General features: G+C 60.9%; 15 protein-coding genes. 4 read left to right on the forward strand and 11 right to left on the reverse strand.

What is annotated here, in order from left to right; all coding sequences use genetic code 11:
- Positions 1-30: 30 nt before the first annotated feature.
- From PSH66_RS09305 to gcl, 7 genes are all read right to left on the reverse strand, one after another.
- Complete coding sequence (locus tag PSH66_RS09305; protein WP_078823798.1) at positions 31-1,035, reverse strand: sulfate ABC transporter substrate-binding protein; 1,005 nt, start codon at positions 1,033-1,035, stop codon at positions 31-33.
- A gap of 94 nt (positions 1,036-1,129) precedes the next feature.
- A complete protein-coding gene (locus PSH66_RS09310; protein ID WP_141063726.1) occupies positions 1,130-1,954 on the reverse strand; it encodes an ion transporter in 825 nt (274 codons plus the stop codon).
- Between the two features lie 31 nt (positions 1,955-1,985).
- Entirely contained in the window at positions 1,986-2,858 is an 873-nt protein-coding gene (locus PSH66_RS09315; protein ID WP_003172784.1) for an urea transporter, read from the reverse strand.
- A gap of 96 nt (positions 2,859-2,954) precedes the next feature.
- A complete protein-coding gene (locus PSH66_RS09320; RefSeq protein ID WP_305428879.1) occupies positions 2,955-4,235 on the reverse strand; it encodes a glycerate kinase in 1,281 nt (426 codons plus the stop codon).
- Between the two features lie 138 nt (positions 4,236-4,373).
- A complete protein-coding gene (locus PSH66_RS09325; RefSeq protein ID WP_232291293.1) occupies positions 4,374-5,330 on the reverse strand; it encodes a 2-hydroxy-3-oxopropionate reductase in 957 nt (318 codons plus the stop codon).
- Positions 5,303-6,085 carry a hydroxypyruvate isomerase gene (gene hyi / locus PSH66_RS09330; protein WP_305428881.1) on the reverse strand — a complete coding sequence of 261 codons (783 nt, stop codon included), beginning with the start codon at positions 6,083-6,085 and terminating at the stop codon, positions 5,303-5,305. The genes PSH66_RS09325 and hyi overlap by 28 nt, the downstream gene beginning before the upstream one ends.
- A gap of 10 nt (positions 6,086-6,095) precedes the next feature.
- Complete coding sequence (gcl, locus tag PSH66_RS09335; RefSeq protein WP_003172788.1) at positions 6,096-7,871, reverse strand: glyoxylate carboligase; 1,776 nt, start codon at positions 7,869-7,871, stop codon at positions 6,096-6,098.
- 255 nt (positions 7,872-8,126) lie between these two features.
- Here gcl and PSH66_RS09340 point away from each other — a divergent pair, with 255 nt between their 5' ends.
- Positions 8,127-8,567 carry a heme-binding protein gene (locus PSH66_RS09340; protein ID WP_003172789.1) on the forward strand — a complete coding sequence of 147 codons (441 nt, stop codon included), beginning with the start codon at positions 8,127-8,129 and terminating at the stop codon, positions 8,565-8,567.
- A 64-nt stretch (positions 8,568-8,631) separates the two neighbouring features.
- Here PSH66_RS09340 and PSH66_RS09345 read toward each other — a convergent pair whose 3' ends face one another.
- The gene (locus tag PSH66_RS09345; RefSeq protein WP_042944402.1) at positions 8,632-9,237 is read right to left on the reverse strand and encodes a TetR/AcrR family transcriptional regulator; all 606 of its coding nucleotides are present in this window, start codon (positions 9,235-9,237) and stop codon (positions 8,632-8,634) included.
- Between the two features lie 281 nt (positions 9,238-9,518).
- Between PSH66_RS09345 and PSH66_RS09350 the strand changes: the two genes are divergently transcribed.
- Positions 9,519-10,433 (forward strand): DUF808 domain-containing protein, encoded by a 915-nt coding sequence (locus PSH66_RS09350; protein WP_042944405.1) that lies wholly within the window; start codon positions 9,519-9,521, stop codon positions 10,431-10,433.
- A gap of 136 nt (positions 10,434-10,569) precedes the next feature.
- Positions 10,570-10,941, forward strand: a complete 372-nt coding sequence (locus PSH66_RS09355; RefSeq protein ID WP_080547076.1) for a DUF805 domain-containing protein — start codon at positions 10,570-10,572, stop codon at positions 10,939-10,941.
- Between the two features lie 69 nt (positions 10,942-11,010).
- On the opposite strand, the gene PSH66_RS09360 is transcribed toward PSH66_RS09355, so the two are convergent.
- Positions 11,011-11,799 (reverse strand): VacJ family lipoprotein, encoded by a 789-nt coding sequence (locus PSH66_RS09360; protein ID WP_003172793.1) that lies wholly within the window; start codon positions 11,797-11,799, stop codon positions 11,011-11,013.
- Complete coding sequence (locus PSH66_RS09365; RefSeq protein ID WP_003172794.1) at positions 11,792-13,090, reverse strand: hypothetical protein; 1,299 nt, start codon at positions 13,088-13,090, stop codon at positions 11,792-11,794. The genes PSH66_RS09360 and PSH66_RS09365 overlap by 8 nt, the downstream gene beginning before the upstream one ends.
- Positions 13,091-13,325: 235 nt before the next feature.
- On the opposite strand from PSH66_RS09365, the gene PSH66_RS09370 reads away from it, so the two are divergent.
- Positions 13,326-13,688, forward strand: coding sequence for a hypothetical protein (locus tag PSH66_RS09370; protein ID WP_305428886.1), 363 nt, complete (start codon positions 13,326-13,328; stop codon positions 13,686-13,688).
- 5 nt (positions 13,689-13,693) lie between these two features.
- On the opposite strand, the gene PSH66_RS09375 is transcribed toward PSH66_RS09370, so the two are convergent.
- On the reverse strand, positions 13,694-15,247 hold the full coding sequence (locus PSH66_RS09375; protein WP_042944407.1) for a glycosyl hydrolase family 17 protein: 1,554 nt from the start codon (positions 15,245-15,247) through the stop codon (positions 13,694-13,696).
- Positions 15,248-15,571: the final 324 nt, after the last annotated feature.

Below are 15,571 nucleotides of genomic sequence, written 5' to 3' on the forward strand. Positions count from 1 at the left end.
CCTCCCACAGTTTTTACCGCGTTTATTCAGTTATTGACCTGAGTAAATCTGGTCAAACACCCCGCCATCATTGAAGTGGGTCTTTTGTACGGTGCGCCAGTCACCAAAGGTCTTCTCTACCGACAGAAAGTCGACTTTCGGGAACCGGTCGGTGTACTTGGCCAGCACTGTCGGGTCGCGTGGGCGCAGGTAGTTATTGGCGGCGATTTCCTGACCTTGCGGCGACCACAGGTACTTGAGGTAGTCTTCGGCGGCTACGCGGGTGCCTTTCTTCTCGACCACTTTATCCACCACCGACACTGGCGGCTCGGCTTCGGCGGAGACGCTTGGGTAGATCACTTCGAACTGATCGCGGCCGAATTCACGGGCGATCATTTCCGCTTCGTTCTCGAACGTCACCAGCACGTCGCCGATCTGGTTGGTCATGAACGTGGTGGTGGCCGCGCGGCCGCCGGTGTCGAGCACAGGCGCCTGCTTGAACAGTTTGCCGACGAAGGCCTTGGCCTTTTCTTCGTCACCGCCGTTCTTGAGCACGTAGCCCCAGGCCGACAAGTAGGTGTAGCGGCCGTTACCCGAAGTCTTCGGGTTGGGCACGATCACCTGCACGCCATCCTTGAGCAGGTCCGGCCAGTCTTTCAAGGCTTTGGGGTTGCCTTTGCGCACGATGAACACAGTGGCCGAGGTGAACGGCGCGCTGTTGTTCGGCAAGCGGGTGACCCAGTTGTCCGGCACCAGTTTGCCGTTGTCGGCCAGGGCGTTGATGTCGGTGGCCATGTTCATGGTGATCACGTCAGCCGGCAGGCCATCGATCACCGAACGCGCTTGCTTGCTGGAGCCACCGAAGGACATCTGCAGGGTCAGCTTGTCGTTCGGGTGCTCGGCTTCCCAGTGTTTTTGGAAGGCGGCGTTGTAGTCCTTGTAGAAATCGCGCATCACGTCGTAGGAGACGTTGAGCAGTGTGACCGGGGCCGCATGCACGGCACCCGCCAGGGCGAGGCCGGCGGCCAGGAGAGAGGCGCTAACGAATTTTTTCACTGCTCATTCCTTGTTGTTCGACAGAAGGGGGAGGCACTTTGCCAGCGACTATAGCCGGGCGCCATAGTCGCTTAAAGATTAAAAAGAACTTTGCTTATTCCATTTTTTTGAAAAGATTACTGCCACAACGCGAACAGAATGCCGCGTTGGGCTCATGGCTGTTTTTCTTGCACACCGGGCAGTCGGTTTGCAGTTGCTCGCCGCGCATGGCACTGGCCAGTTCCGCGGTGAAAATCCCGGTGGGTACGGCAATGATCGAGTAACCGGTGATCATCACCAATGATGAAATCACCTGGCCCAGCGGCGTCTTCGGCACGATATCGCCAAAGCCCACGGTGGTCAGGGTGACGATGGCCCAATAGATGCCCTTGGGAATGCTGGTAAACCCGTGTTCCGGGCCTTCGATCACGTACATCAAAGTACCGAATACCGTGACCAGGGTGCACACGCTGACCAGGAACACCACGATTTTCTGTTTGCTGCCGCGCAGCGCCGCCATCAGGTAGTTGGCTTGCTTGAGGTACGGGCTGAGCTTGAGCACGCGGAAAATACGCAGCATGCGGATGATGCGGATGATCAGCAGGTACTGTGCGTCGCTGTAATACAGGGCGAGGATGCCGGGCACGATGGCGAGCAGGTCCACCAGCCCGTAAAAGCTGAAGGCATAGCGCAGCGGCTTGGGTGAGCAATACAGACGCAGGCCGTACTCGATCAGGAAAATGACGGTGAAGCCCCATTCGATATAGGCCAGTACGTCGGCGTAGTTCTGGTGGATCTGGTCGATGCTGTCGAGCATCACGATCACCAGGCTGGCGAGGATGATCAGCAGGAGGATGCCGTCAAAGCGCCGCCCGGCCAGCGTGTCGCTCTGAAAAATCATGACGTACAGGCGTTGGCGCCAGTCGTTGTTGCTGTCCATAAGTCCCGCCCGAATCGAATATCGAGCAAGCCTAGGGCGATTCGAAGGGACTGTCCATGCGCGGTTTCTGAAGCACTCGGCGGCCGGCGCGCACCAGCCAGCAGGCGAGGATAAACGGCGCGGTAAGTGCGGGCAGGTGCAGGGCGGCAAAGCCCGGCGTGAGCAGAATCGTCAGCAGGATGCCGAGCAGCGGCAACCAGGGCTGGCGGCGTGCCCGGCTCAGGGCCAGGGCCGCAAGGGCCGGATTGTAGCTGTGCAGGCCGAGGAGGGCGGCGGGGGCGTCCAGCACCAGGCCGATCAGTACGCCGCTGCTGGCGCCGATCAGGGCCCAGACGGCAGCGCGGCGGTCGGCCAGCCACAGGCCGAAGGCAATCAAGGCGCCGCTCAGAGGCTGGTCCAGCAACATGACTTGCGCCAGGCCGGTGAACGGCGCACTGAGGTGGGTCAGCGCGTCGGGCTCACTCAGGGCAAAGGCGGTTGGTGGGATCCCGCCCAGCAGCAACCAACCCAGCATGACAAACGGCGCGGTGTAGGCGGGCAGGTCATTGGGGTGGGAGGTGTGTTTGAGCCACTGTCGCGTGAGGATTGCACTCAAGCCGCTGCACGCCAGGATCAGCGGTGGCACTAACGCTGACCAGGCAAAGTGCTGGCTGATCAACACACCCAGTAATACGCCGTTGTAGCTGTATAGACCCGCCTGGCGTTCAGCCTTGGGATAGCCTCGGCGCTGGGCCGTGAGCAGCCCGGCCACACCGCCCAACAGCGCGCCGCCGAGCAGGGCAGGGGCGCCGAACAGGATTGCCAGCAGGCACAGCAGGCCGCACAGCGGTTGGCGCTGGAGAAAAATCTGGCTGAAGCCGTTGAGCAGGGCTTCGGCCCAGTCGGGGCAGGTGGGGTTGTGCATTTTTAATGAGTCAGTGGGACCGGGTTGTCTTCATCGGGGGCTTGCTCCCGATGGGGCCTTTACAGGCGCTAAACAAGCGCCTCTATACGCAAGAAGTCAGGCGTCATGTTGGGCAGTCTCAAGGATCAGGATGGCGCGCAAGTCGTTGACGTTGGTGCGCGTCGGCTCGGTGACAATCAGCCCGTCGAGCGCGGCGAAATAGCCGTAGCCGTTATTGTTGTCCAGCTCATCGCTGGCGCTCAGGCCCAAGGCTTCGGCGCGCGCGTAACTGCACGGGGTCATGATTGCGCCGGCGTTGTCTTCCGAGCCGTCGATGCCATCCGTATCGCCGGCCAGGGCGTAGACGCCGGGCAGGCCCTTGAGGCTGTCGGTGAGGCTCAGCAGGAACTCGGCGTTGCGCCCGCCACGGCCGTTGCCGCGCACGGTCACGGTGGTTTCACCGCCGGACAAAATCACGCACGGCGCCGCCAGCGGCTGGCCGTGCCGCACGATCTGCCGGACGATCCCGGCGTGCACCTTGGCCACGTCCCGCGCTTCGCCTTCCAGGTCGCCGAGGATCAGCGGGCTGAAGCCGGCCTGACGCACTTTGACCGCCACCGCTTCCAGGGACTGCTGCGGGCGTGCGATCAGCTGGAAGTGGCTGTGCGCGAGTATCGGGTCGCCGGGCTTGACGGTTTCCGAGGCCGGGTTCTGCAACCAGCTGCGCACGGAGGCCGGGGCATCGATGCCATAACGCTTGAGGATCGCCAGCGCCTGTTGCGAGGTGCTAGGGTCGCCGACGGTAGGGCCGGAGGCAATCACCGTGGACTGGTCGCCTGGCACATCGGAGATCGCGTAGGTGTACACCGTCGCCGGCCACGCCGCTTTGGCCAGTCGGCCGCCTTTGATCGCCGAGAGATGCTTGCGCACGCAGTTCATCTCGCCAATGGTGGCACCGGATTTGAGCAGGGCTTTGTTGACGGTTTGCTTGTCGGCCAGGGTGATGCCTTCGGCGGGCAGCGCCAGCAGTGCCGAGCCACCGCCGGAGAGCAGGAAGATCACGCGGTCGTCTTCGCCCAGGTTGCTGATCAACGCCAGTACGCGGCGGGCCACGGCCAGACCGGCGGCGTCGGGCACCGGATGAGCCGCTTCGACCACTTCGATTTTTTTGCACGGCGCGCCGTGGCCGTAGCGGGTGACCACCAGGCCAGTGACTTCATCCTGCCAGCAACTTTCGACGACGAGTGCCATGGCGGCCGCCGCCTTGCCTGCGCCGATTACGATCACCCGGCCGCTGCGGTCGGCGGGCAGAAAAGGTTCAAGCACTCGGCGGGGATGGGCGGCGTCGATGGCTGTGGCAAACAGCTCGCGAAGCAGGTGTTGCGGATCGACCGACATAAGCGGACTCCCGGATTTTTTGTTATAGGGGACATCAAGTGTTGGGTTGGAATGCGATCTATTGTGGGAGGGGCGGTGCGACGATTCGACTTGCCCCTCCCACATTTGACTGCATTTCAAAAAAAGGAGTGGTGTGGGTTATTGATCGCGAATCGAAAAATTCGCCATATGTTCCAGCCCCTTGATCAGCGCCGAGTGGTCCCAGTTACTGCCGCCCATTGCCGCGCAGGTGCTGAACACCTGCTGGGTGCCGGCGGTGTTCGGCAGGTTGATCCCCAGTTCCTTGGCGCCGGCCAGTGCCAGGTTCAGATCCTTCTGGTGCAGGTTGATGCGAAAGCCCGGATCGAACGTGCCTTTGATCATGCGTTCGCCATGCACTTCCAGGATCTTCGACGAAGCAAAGCCACCCATCAGCGCTTCACGCACTTTGGCCGGGTCGGCGCCGTTTTTTGCGGCGAACAGCAGCGCTTCGGCCACCGCCTGGATATTCAGCGCGACGATGATCTGGTTGGCGACCTTGGCGGTCTGGCCGTCGCCATTGCCGCCCACCCATGTGATGTTCTTGCCCATGCTCTGGAACAGCGGCAATGCGCGTTCGAACGTCTGGGGCTCGCCGCCGACCATGATGCTCAAGGTACCGGCCTTGGCGCCGACTTCACCGCCGGACACCGGTGCGTCGAGGTACTGCGCGCCGTGCTCGTTGATCTTCGCGGCAAATACCTTGGTGGCGGTGGGCGAGATCGAACTCATGTCGATCACCACTTTGTTCGGTGACAGGCCCGCCGCCACACCGTCCGCGCGCAACAGTACATCCTCGACCTGTGGCGTGTCGGGCACCATGACGATGATGAACTCGGCTTCCTGGGCCACCTGCTGCGGGTTGGCCAGGGCCACGGCGCCGGCGCTGATCAGTTCCGCCGGGGCCTTGCCGTGGTGTTCGGAGAGGAACAGTTGGTGACCTGCTTTCTGCAGGTTCGCGGCCATGGGTTGGCCCATGATGCCGGTGCCGATAAAGCCGATTTTAGCCATGAAGAAATCCTCCCGCATTGGGTTCTTTGTTGTGTTTGTTAGATGGCGTTGTGACTCTTGAGCCAACCCAGACCCGCCTCGGTAGTGGTCAATGGCTTGTACTCACAGCCGACCCAACCCTGGTAGCCAATCCGGTCCAAGTGCTCGAACAGGAAGCGGTAGTTGATCTCCCCCGTCCCCGGCTCATTGCGCCCAGGGTTGTCCGCCAGTTGGATGTGGTTGATCTGCCCCAGGTGCGCGGCCATGGTGCGGGCCAGGTCGCCTTCCATGATTTGCATGTGGTAGATGTCGTATTGCAGGAACAGGTTGTCACTGCCCACCTGCTCGCGAATCGCCAGGGCCTGCGCCGTGGTGTTCAGGTAGAAGCCCGGGATGTCGCGGGTGTTGATCATCTCCATGACCAGCTTGATACCCGCCGCTTGCAGCTTCTCGGCGGCGTACTTGAGGTTGGCGACGAAAGTTTTTTCCAGGGTTCCGTCGTTCACGCCCTGCGGCCGGATGCCCGCCAGGCAGTTGATCTGAGTGTTGCCCAGCACCTGCGCATAGGCGATGGCCAGCGTGACCCCGGCACGAAATTCCTCGACCCGGTCCGGGTGGCACGCCAGGCCGCGCTCGCCCTTGGCCCAGTCACCAGCGGGCAGGTTGAACAGCACCTGGGTCAGGCCGTTGGCGTCCAGTTGCGCCTTGATCTCGGCGGAGTTGAATTCATACGGGAACAGGTACTCCACGCCCTGGAAGCCGGCATCGGCGGCCGCCTTGAAACGGGCGAGGAAATCCTGCTCGGTAAACAGCATCGACAGGTTGGCGGCAAAACGCGGCATAGGGTTCTCCTTAATCGAGCAGGGAAATGGCAGTCGGCGCATCGTTGCCGACCAGGGCCAGGTCTTCGAATTCGTTGACGGCGTTGATCTCGGTGCCCATGGAAATATTGGTCACACGCTCCAGAATGATCTCGACGATCACCGGCACCTTGAACTCCTCGATCATTGCCTGGGCTTTGCGCAACGCAGGCTGTATCTGGCCCGGTTCGAACACGCGCAGGGCCTTGCAGCCCAGGCCTTCGGCGACTGCGACGTGGTCTACGCCGTAACCGTTGAGTTCCGGGGCGTTGAGGTTGTCGAAAGACAGCTGCACGCAGTAGTCCATTTCAAACCCGCGCTGGGCCTGGCGGATCAACCCCAGGTAGGAGTTGTTCACCACCACGTGGATGTACGGCAGCTTGAACTGTGCGCCCACGGCCAGTTCTTCGATCATGAACTGGAAGTCATAGTCGCCGGACAACGCCACCACCTTGCGGCTCGGGTCGGCCTTGACCACGCCGAGCGCGGCGGGGATGGTCCAGCCCAAGGGACCAGCCTGGCCGCAGTTGATCCAGTGGCGTGGTTTATAGACGTGCAGGAATTGCGCGCCGGCAATCTGCGACAGGCCGATGGTGCTGACGTAGCAGGTGTCTTTGCCGAACACTTGGTTCATCTCTTCGTACACGCGCTGCGGCTTGACCGGTACGTTGTCGAAGTGCGTCTTGCGGTGCAGGGTGGCCTTGCGCTGTTGGCAGTCATGCAGCCAGGCGCTGCGGTCCTTGAGCTTGCCCGCGGCTTTCCACTCGCGGGCCACTTCGATAAACATCGTCAGCGCGGAACCGGCGTCGGACACGATGCCCAGGTCCGGGGTGAACACGCGGCCGATCTGCGTCGGTTCGATGTCGACGTGAATGAATTTACGCCCCTCGGTGTACACCTCCACCGAACCGGTGTGGCGGTTGGCCCAACGGTTGCCGATGCCCAGCACCACGTCCGACTTGAGCAGCGTCGCGTTGCCATAACGGTGGGAGGTCTGCAGGCCGACCATGCCCACCATCAGCGGGTGATCGTCGGGGATGGTGCCCCAGCCCATCAGGGTCGGGATCACCGGAATACCGGTCAACTCGGCAAATTCAACCAGCAGCTCGCTGGCGTCGGCATTGATCACGCCGCCACCGCTGACCAGCAGTGGACGTTCGGCCGCATCGAGCAGGGCCAGGGCTTTTTCTACCTGGACGCGTGTGGCCAACGGCTTGGCCAATGGCAGCGGTTGGTAGGCGTCAATGTCGAATTCGATCTCGGCCATCTGCACATCGAACGGCAGGTCGATCAGCACCGGGCCTGGGCGGCCGGAGCGCATTTCATAAAATGCTTTCTGGAACGCGTAGGGCACTTGGCCGGGTTCGAGCACGGTGGTTGCCCACTTGGTCACCGGCTTGACGATGCTGGTGATGTCCACGGCCTGGAAGTCTTCCTTGTGCAGGCGAGCGCGGGGCGCTTGGCCGGTGATGCACAGGATCGGGATCGAGTCGGCCGAGGCGCTGTACAAGCCGGTGACCATGTCGGTGCCCGCCGGGCCCGAGGTGCCGATACACACGCCGATGTTGCCGGCCTTGGTGCGGGTGTAACCCTCGGCCATGTGCGAGGCACCTTCAACGTGGCGAGCAAGCACGTGATCGATGCCACCCACCTTCTGCAAGGCTGAGTACAGCGGATTGATCGCGGCCCCTGGGATGCCGAAGGCGGTGTCCACGCCTTCACGGCGCATGACGAGGACGGCGGCTTCGATTGCTCTCATTTTGCTCATGTTTTGGTGCCTCTTGCGTTTTGTAATTGTATACAAGTGGTTTATGGTCGAAGTGTATTCATGGCGAGCGGCGCAGGTCAATGCATTTTATTGGAGGGCCTTGGCGTTCGTCGGAGGGCATTTTTCCGACGTATTTTGGGTTTGTATGAAAATATTGTATACAAAAATTAATTTTATTGTGTTCTATTTGTTTGGCGGGGCATCTGATCAAACACACCTCCACTGCATTCCTAATAACAAAAGAAGGACGGCACCATGAGCGCTTTAACCTTGAAACTCGCCACCCAACTGGCCTGCCAGGCCCTCAACGCCGGGCGCACCATCGCGGCCGCACCGCTGACCATCGCCGTGCTCGACAGCGGCGGTCACTTGATCACGCTGCAGCGCGAAGACGGCGCCAGTCTGCTGCGCCCGCAAATCGCCATCGGCAAGGCCTGGGGCGCGATTGCCCTGGGCAAGGGCTCGCGCTTGCTGGCGCTGGACGCACAGCAACGCCCGGCATTCATCGCCGCGCTGAACAGCCTGGGGCAGGGCAGCGTGGTGCCAGCGCCGGGTGGGGTGTTGATTCGGGATCACGGCGGTGTGGTGCTGGGGGCTATCGGGATCAGCGGGGATACGTCGGATATTGACGAGCAGTGTGCGATTACGGCGATCGAGGGGGTGGGGTTGCGGGCGGATGCGGGGGTGTCAGCCTGATCTTCGGTTACTGTCAGGGCCCCATCGGGAGCAAGCCCCCGATTGGCACAGGCCCCTCGGTGTATCAGTCCGGCTCACAGCCCTTGAGCACCAACCGGATAATCGTCTGCGCCGCCGCTTCATAATCGGCTTCATCCAGCTTGGCCTTGCCGGTTACCGCGGAGATCTGCCAGTCGAAATCGGCATAGGTCTGCGTCGCCGCCCAGATGCTGAACATCAGGTGATGAGGGTCAATGGCGGCAATCAAACCACGATCCACCCAGCTCTGGATGCAATCGATATTGTGCCTGGCCTGGGCGTTGAGTTGCTCGACCTGCTCGGCGCTCAGGTGCGGGGCGCCGTGCATGATTTCGCTGGCGAAGACCTTGGAGGCAAACGGCAGGTCGCGGGAGATGCGGATTTTCGAGCGGATGTAGTTGCCGAGCACCACCGAAGGTTCGCCGTCCGGGTTGAACGGCGTGGAGGCAGCCAGGATCGGCTCGATAATGCTCTCGAGCACCTCGCGGTAGAGGTTGTCCTTGGACTTGAAGTAGTAATAGACGTTGGGCTTGGGCAGCCCGGCCTTGGCGGCGATGTCGCTGGTTTTGGTCGCGGCGAAGCCCTTGTCGGCAAACTCCTCGCTGGCCGCCCGCAGGATTTTTTCTTTGTTGCGCTCGCGAATGCTGCTCATAAAGTGCTCAGTCTCACAGATACTGTTTCTTTTTGACGGCGTCTGTTGCCGCCATTCTGCGTCGCCGCTCCTCCCCATAGCGAGCGATGAGTCGTCGCGGCTCCTTGCCTGACGACAACAGCCACTCGCCAAAAGAGAAACGTATCTATGAAACTGAGCACGGGAGGTTTCCTTGCCATGACAGGCGGTTGCGCATGGTAGCACCGGCTATCCGCAGGTCTCAACAATGTGCCCGCGACGCGTTATGCTCGCGCCCTCTCTCCCTTATGGATGCACGGTTCATGGCAGGAAGCAGCTTGTTGGTGTTGATCGACGATATCGCCGCGGTACTCGATGACGTCGCCCTGATGACAAAGATGGCCGCGAAGAAGACCTCCGGCGTCCTGGGCGACGACCTGGCGCTCAACGCCCAGCAGGTCAGCGGCGTACGGGCCGAGCGGGAAATTCCCGTGGTGTGGGCGGTGGCCAAGGGCTCGTTCGTCAATAAACTGATCCTGGTGCCGACGGCGCTGCTCATCAGTGCTTTTGCGCCTTGGGCGGTCACACCGCTGTTGATGCTCGGCGGCGCCTATCTGTGTTTTGAAGGGTTCGAAAAACTCGCGCATAAATTCCTGCACAGCAAGGCAGAAGATCAAGCCGAACATGCCCAACTGGTCGAAGCCGTGGCCGACCCGGCGACCGATCTGGTGGCGTTCGAAAAGGACAAGATCAAAGGCGCAATCCGCACCGATTTCATCCTCTCGGCGGAAATCATCGCCATTACCCTGGGTATCGTGGCCGATGCGCAATTGACGCAGCAGGTCATCGTGTTGTCGGGTATCGCCATCGTAATGACCGCGGGCGTTTACGGGCTGGTGGCCGGTATCGTCAAGCTGGATGACCTGGGTTTGTGGCTCACGCAAAAGCCTGGCCAGGTAGCGCGCAGTGTTGGTGGCGGCATCCTGCGGGCGGCGCCGTACATGATGAAGAGCCTGTCGGTGATCGGCACGGCGGCGATGTTCATGGTCGGTGGCGGCATCCTGACCCATGGCGTGCCGGTGGTGCATCACTGGATCGAGACGGTGAGCCAGAGTGTCGGTGGCCTGGCGTGGTTGATGCCTACAGTGCTCAATGCGGTGGCGGGGATTATTGCCGGGGCCGTCGTGCTGGCGGTTGTATCGATACTTGGCAAAGCATGGCGAGCGGCGAAACGCTGATTCGTTCGTATCGAGTAGAGTTTGAAACGCTGTTTAAGATTAATCCTACAGTTCGGTTTTCCAGGCATTTATAGGATGCGTCGCGCTTCTTCATGTGAAGTGGCGCGATAAAAAATGGATCGATAAGGGGTTAAGGATGAACTGGTGTTTTCAAGCGATAAAAAACTATGCCAAGTTCAGTGGGCGAGCCCGCAGAAGGGAGTATTGGATATTCGCATTTTTTGACGTGGTGCTAATGTACGGTTCGATTGTTGTTGCAGGATGGGCAGGGGTTGCCCACAGCAAATGGTTTTATATACCGCTGGGTATTTACGCTGTCCTTATGATTATTCCCCGCCTATCAGTAACATTTCGTCGGCTTCATGATGTGAATACGACGGGGGCTTACATACTGTGGTACGCGCTACCGGTCGTGGGGTTTATCATGGTGACCGTGCAACTGTTGAAAAAAGGCGACAAGGGAGAGAACAACTATGGATTACCTTGTCGTGAGGTTAAAAACGCTTAGCAGGGTTTGATTTTTCTCAACCGCAATAAAAAGGCCATTCATTCGAATGGCCTTTTTTGTGTGCGTTGTTTACTCGGCAATCTGCAACTTGCGCGATTCGGTATAGATATACCGCACCTTCTCATACTCGAACGGCGAGTTCATCTGGCCGTAGCGGAAGCTGGTCTGGTAGCGCTTGTCCACGGCACGCAGGGCCCAGATTTCCGGGTGGTTGGAGCTGACTTCGGAGACGTTCAGGAAGTTGATCTGGGACTCCGCGGTGTAATCCACCAGCAAGCCGCCGGTGTCGCGCAGGTTTGACGGGCCGAAGATCGGCAGCACCAGGTAGGCGCCACCGGGTACGCCGTAGAAGCCCAGGGTCTGGCCGAAGTCTTCGCTTTGGCGCGGCAGGCCCATGGCGGTGGCCGGGTCCCATAGGCCGGCAATACCGACGGTAGTGTTGAGCAGCAGGCGCCCGGTGGTTTCCAGGGAGCGATGCCCCTTGAGTTGCAACAGGCTGTTCAACAGGTTGGGCACATCGCCCAGGTTGTTGAAGAAATTGCTCACGCCGGTGCGCAGGAAGCTTGGTGTGACGTAGGTATAGCCGTTGACTACGGGCAGGAACACCCATTGGTCGAAACGGTAGTTGAAGTGATAGACGCGGCGGTTCCACGACTCCAACGGGTCATACACGTTGAGCGCGGTGAGCGACGACCGCTCGAATTCGCGCTGGTCCAGGCCCGGGTTGAACTTGAGCTTGGTCAACGGCTCCTTGAAGCCATCGGCATCGATCGTCACCGGCTCGTGGGCCTTGCTGTTGTCGGCATTGGCGACGCCTGCGCACATCAGCGCGGCGAGCAGCAAAAGATATTTAGCCACGGAAGAACTCCAGCATGGCGTCGGCGTTGACGCGGTAATTGAGGTTGCCGCAATGGCCGCCCAGCGGGTAGACGGTCAGGCGATCGCCGAAGGTTTTACGCAGGAAGCCGAGGTCACCCGGGCCCAGGATGACATCGTCGGCGTTGTGCATGACGGCGATTTTCGGGCTGGCGTGCAGGTAGTCCTTGAGGGCGTACAGGCTGACCTGGTCAACCAGTTGCAGCAGGCTGCCGCCGTCGGAGCGGGCGCGCCACATCGGGATCACCTGCTCGGTGAGGTAGCAGTCGAAGTCGCACTGCAGCGCACGCTTGAGGAATGGCGTAAGGCTGGTGCTTTCGGTGATCGGGTACTTCGGCGGGATGATCAGGCCGCGGCGGTTGATCAGGTCCGAGGTGAAGGCGATGTCGGCCGCCGAGAAGCGGAACGAGGTGCCGATCAGCATGGCCATCTGTTCGTTGGTCAGGTGTTGCTTGGACTGTTGGAAGTCGTAGAGCAGGGCGTCGTTGAGGTCGATGTAGCCCTTTTGCTGGAAGTAGCGGGTCAGCTTGTTCAGCACCAGCTCATAGAAGGTGGTGGTGTTGTTGATGCCCTTCACCTCGGTCTGCACCAACTTGTCGAGGTTGGTGATCGAGGTGTAGAGGTTGACCGGCGGGTTCAGCAGCAAGACTTTCTTGAAGTTGAAGCTGCGGCGGGTTTCGTCGAGCTTGCTGACGAATGCCGCATCCAGGGCACCCAGGCTATAGCCGGTGAGGTAGAAGTCGGTCACCGGCAGCGAGGCGTTCTGCGCGCGCACGGCTTGCATTACACGATACATGTCTTCGGCGTCTTCCTGGCTGATGCCGGGGGTGGCGAAGCGCGACGCGGAGGCGATGAAGTCAAAGCTGGTGGGCGACGACAGTTGCACTACGTGGTAGCCAGCCTGGTAGTACAGTTTTTTCAGGTATTCGTTGATGCTGCTGTCAAACCGCGCACCGGTGCCCGCGATCAGGAAAATCAGAGGTGCGGCGCGGTCTTGCTTGGCGATGCGGTAGGTGAGTTTCTTCACTGCCCAGAAGTTGTCCGGCAGGCTGAACTCGCGCTCGGGGCGCATGGTCAGGGTGTAGTCGGACTGGTTGATCTCGTCGTCGGTCGGCAATTTGGGCCGAAGGTCAGGCGGGGTGGTGGCGATGGTCGCTTCGAACGGGTTGGTCAAAGGGTAGCCATAGCTGGCTTGGTCGATGTCGACCGCCAGTGCTGACGCACTCAAAAAAAGGCTGCCCAGTAAGGCAGCACAGCGCAAGGAACGGAGCATGACTTAATCCCTAAGAGGAAACGTGCTGAATGAAGTTCGCAGGCTATGACCACCGCCGTATCACCGAAGTGCCAGCACTCAGTGCGAAAATTCGGAAATACCGTCGGAATCGGCGTAATAGTAGCGAGACGATACACTTTGCCACGCATGGGTGAATACAAATTGTGTGTATGTACCTTGCTAACGGCCGCCGGCGCATTAAGCTGAGCGCCGTTTTTGTCTATCGGAGTGCTCCATGTCCCGCCGCTTGCCGTTGATTTTGCTGCTTATTGCCCTGCCGCTATGGCTGGCTGCCAGTTATGCCGCACGTTACGGCTTCGTGGAGGATGGCCAGTGGGTAGGCATTTGCGCGGATGAGGCCAGCCGCTGGGAGTGCCAGTTGCGCTCGAACCTGGGGTTGATGATCCACTTCAAGGTGCTGGGCTGGGCCGCGCTGGTGACCTCGGTGCTGGCGTTTTTCGTACCGGGCCGTGGCGGATGGGGCTTGGCGGTACTGGGGCTGATGTTCGGGCTGCCGGCCCTGGCGTTGTACAACACCACATTTGCGGTGTTTGCGGTGGTGATTGCGGGGTTGCGGTTGGTCAGACAACCCCGATAGCGCTCTTAAGCCTTGCGCACCCGCAGGCAACGCCACAGGGCTAACGCCATAAGCAGGCTGACTACCGCCCACCCCCATGCCTGCTGATTCAACAGACCTTCCCGGTACAACTGCGGCGCAATGCCGGCACCGATGATGAAGGTCAGCAGCGCTATCTCCCGACGCGGCCCGGTCACCGGACGCACCAGATACACCAGGGCCGGCAGCACCAACGCCGCGCTCGGGAAGCTGCGATAGCGCGGATCGAATACCAACGCCAACATCATCACCGCGCCAGCGAACCCTGCGACCGCCACCAGCCAGCCCGCCCGCTGTTCCAGCCAGTTGAAGGCTCGCTCGCGCCATCCTTGCCGAGCGCTCAAGGCCAATGCCGCGTGAGCCAGCACCAGCAGGTTCAGCCCCACCAGCAGGCCGGCCCATACCCATTCATCATTAAAGCGCGCGGTGACGCGGGTGAGTTCAGCCCAGGTGCCGATGGAGCACGCGGCGACGGCGCCCAGCAGCGGGAGCGCGAGCGCGTTGCGCGTGCTGCCCACACGGCCCCCCAGCACCAGCGTCGCCAGTAGAAGGAGGCCGCCTGCGCCCAGCCACAGCGGCCAGTACGGCACGTTGGTCACCGGCCCGGCGAGGACGCCCTTGTCCTGGCGGTCCGCGTCGAACAGGCCCCAATAACCGCCCACGGCCCCTTCGCTGGCGCGCTTCCACGGCTGATCGAAGGCTTCTATCAGGTTGTAGCGCCAGCCATTGGCCTCGGCCATGGCGACGAAGCCGCGCATGAACCGGGCTTCGTTGACCCGGCTTGGCACTGCGGTTTCGCGTTGGCGACCTTCGCTGGGCCAGCCGGTCTCGCCGATCAGTACATCCTTGGGCGCAAATGTGTTGCCGAAGGTCTGGCGCACCTCACCCACGTGTTTGAGGGCCTGGTCGATGCCGGTCGGTTCATCTTCCCAGTACGGCAGCAGGTGAATGGTCAGGAAATCCACCGCCGGGGCGATTTCCGGGTGTTTTAGCCAGAACTCCCACACATCGGCGTAGGTGACCGGCTGCTTGATCTGGCTTTTGACTGTATGGATCAGTTTGATCAGTTGTGCGGCGGTCACTTCCTTGCGCAGCAGCGCTTCGTTGCCGACGATCACTGAGGTCACCACATCGGGGTTGGCGTTGGCGGCCGCGATCACTTCATCGATTTCTTTTGCGGTGGCCACCGGGTCACTGCTGACCCAGGCGCCGGCCATCAACTTCAAGCCATGCTTGCGCGCCATGTCCGGCAGCGCTTCGAGGCCGGTCATGGAATAGGTGCGGATACACTCAAAACGGGTGGCCAACAGGGCCAGGTCGGCGTCCATGCGCGCGGGGCGCAGGGTGAAGGGCTGGTCGAAGGGCGATTGGTCCTTGTCGAACGGTGTGTAGGACGCGCACTGCAGCTTATGGCTGGCGCTGGCCACATCCGGCAGCACCACCGGCCGGCCGAGGGTATACCAGTAGCCGGCGAGGGCCAGCAGGCCAAGGATCAAGGCGAAGCAATAGGGCAGGGCGGGGAAGCGGGCAGTCGCAGGCATGGTCGGCTTATCTGTTGGCGCAAAGGCGCGCATCTTACCCGGATTTGACTGATGCCAGTGGGGCTGCATAATTTTGACATGCAAACTTCGGGCGGGATTTTGACGCTATTTCCTACAAAACGTCCTACTGGCGATGTGATGTCGTTTCTTGCTTAGCTGAGGTCGCTGACAGAGCAGGTCGATGAACCCGGCAGGTTGATGATCAAGCTGTCAGCACTCCACTGATACTGCAACCACCGGATCGATGCGCGTGAAGGGGGCGCGGTGCACCACATAACAACAGGTTGACGTCGCTCGGCATCCGTCGGGCGCAGCACTTTCGGG

It is taken from the genome of Pseudomonas sp. FP597, assembly GCF_030687435.1.
Lineage (GTDB): Bacteria > Pseudomonadota > Gammaproteobacteria > Pseudomonadales > Pseudomonadaceae > Aquipseudomonas > Aquipseudomonas lactucae.

What these genes read in the sequence shown, in the direction of transcription:
- PSH66_RS09310 (WP_141063726.1), bottom strand. Translation starts at nt 1,954, where the DNA reads ATGGACAGCAACAACGACTGGCGCCAACGCCTGTACGTCATGATTTTT.
- PSH66_RS09315 (WP_003172784.1), bottom strand. Translation starts at nt 2,858, where the DNA reads ATGCACAACCCCACCTGCCCCGACTGGGCCGAAGCCCTGCTCAACGGC.
- PSH66_RS09320 (WP_305428879.1), bottom strand. Translation starts at nt 4,235, where the DNA reads ATGTCGGTCGATCCGCAACACCTGCTTCGCGAGCTGTTTGCCACAGCC.
- hyi (WP_305428881.1), bottom strand. Translation starts at nt 6,085, where the DNA reads ATGCCGCGTTTTGCCGCCAACCTGTCGATGCTGTTTACCGAGCAGGAT.
- gcl (WP_003172788.1), bottom strand. Translation starts at nt 7,871, where the DNA reads ATGAGCAAAATGAGAGCAATCGAAGCCGCCGTCCTCGTCATGCGCCGT.
- PSH66_RS09340 (WP_003172789.1), top strand. Translation starts at nt 8,127, where the DNA reads ATGAGCGCTTTAACCTTGAAACTCGCCACCCAACTGGCCTGCCAGGCC.
- PSH66_RS09345 (WP_042944402.1), bottom strand. Translation starts at nt 9,237, where the DNA reads ATGAGCAGCATTCGCGAGCGCAACAAAGAAAAAATCCTGCGGGCGGCC.
- PSH66_RS09350 (WP_042944405.1), top strand. Translation starts at nt 9,519, where the DNA reads ATGGCAGGAAGCAGCTTGTTGGTGTTGATCGACGATATCGCCGCGGTA.
- PSH66_RS09355 (WP_080547076.1), top strand. Translation starts at nt 10,570, where the DNA reads ATGAACTGGTGTTTTCAAGCGATAAAAAACTATGCCAAGTTCAGTGGG.
- PSH66_RS09365 (WP_003172794.1), bottom strand. Translation starts at nt 13,090, where the DNA reads ATGCTCCGTTCCTTGCGCTGTGCTGCCTTACTGGGCAGCCTTTTTTTG.
- PSH66_RS09370 (WP_305428886.1), top strand. Translation starts at nt 13,326, where the DNA reads ATGTCCCGCCGCTTGCCGTTGATTTTGCTGCTTATTGCCCTGCCGCTA.
- PSH66_RS09375 (WP_042944407.1), bottom strand. Translation starts at nt 15,247, where the DNA reads ATGCCTGCGACTGCCCGCTTCCCCGCCCTGCCCTATTGCTTCGCCTTG.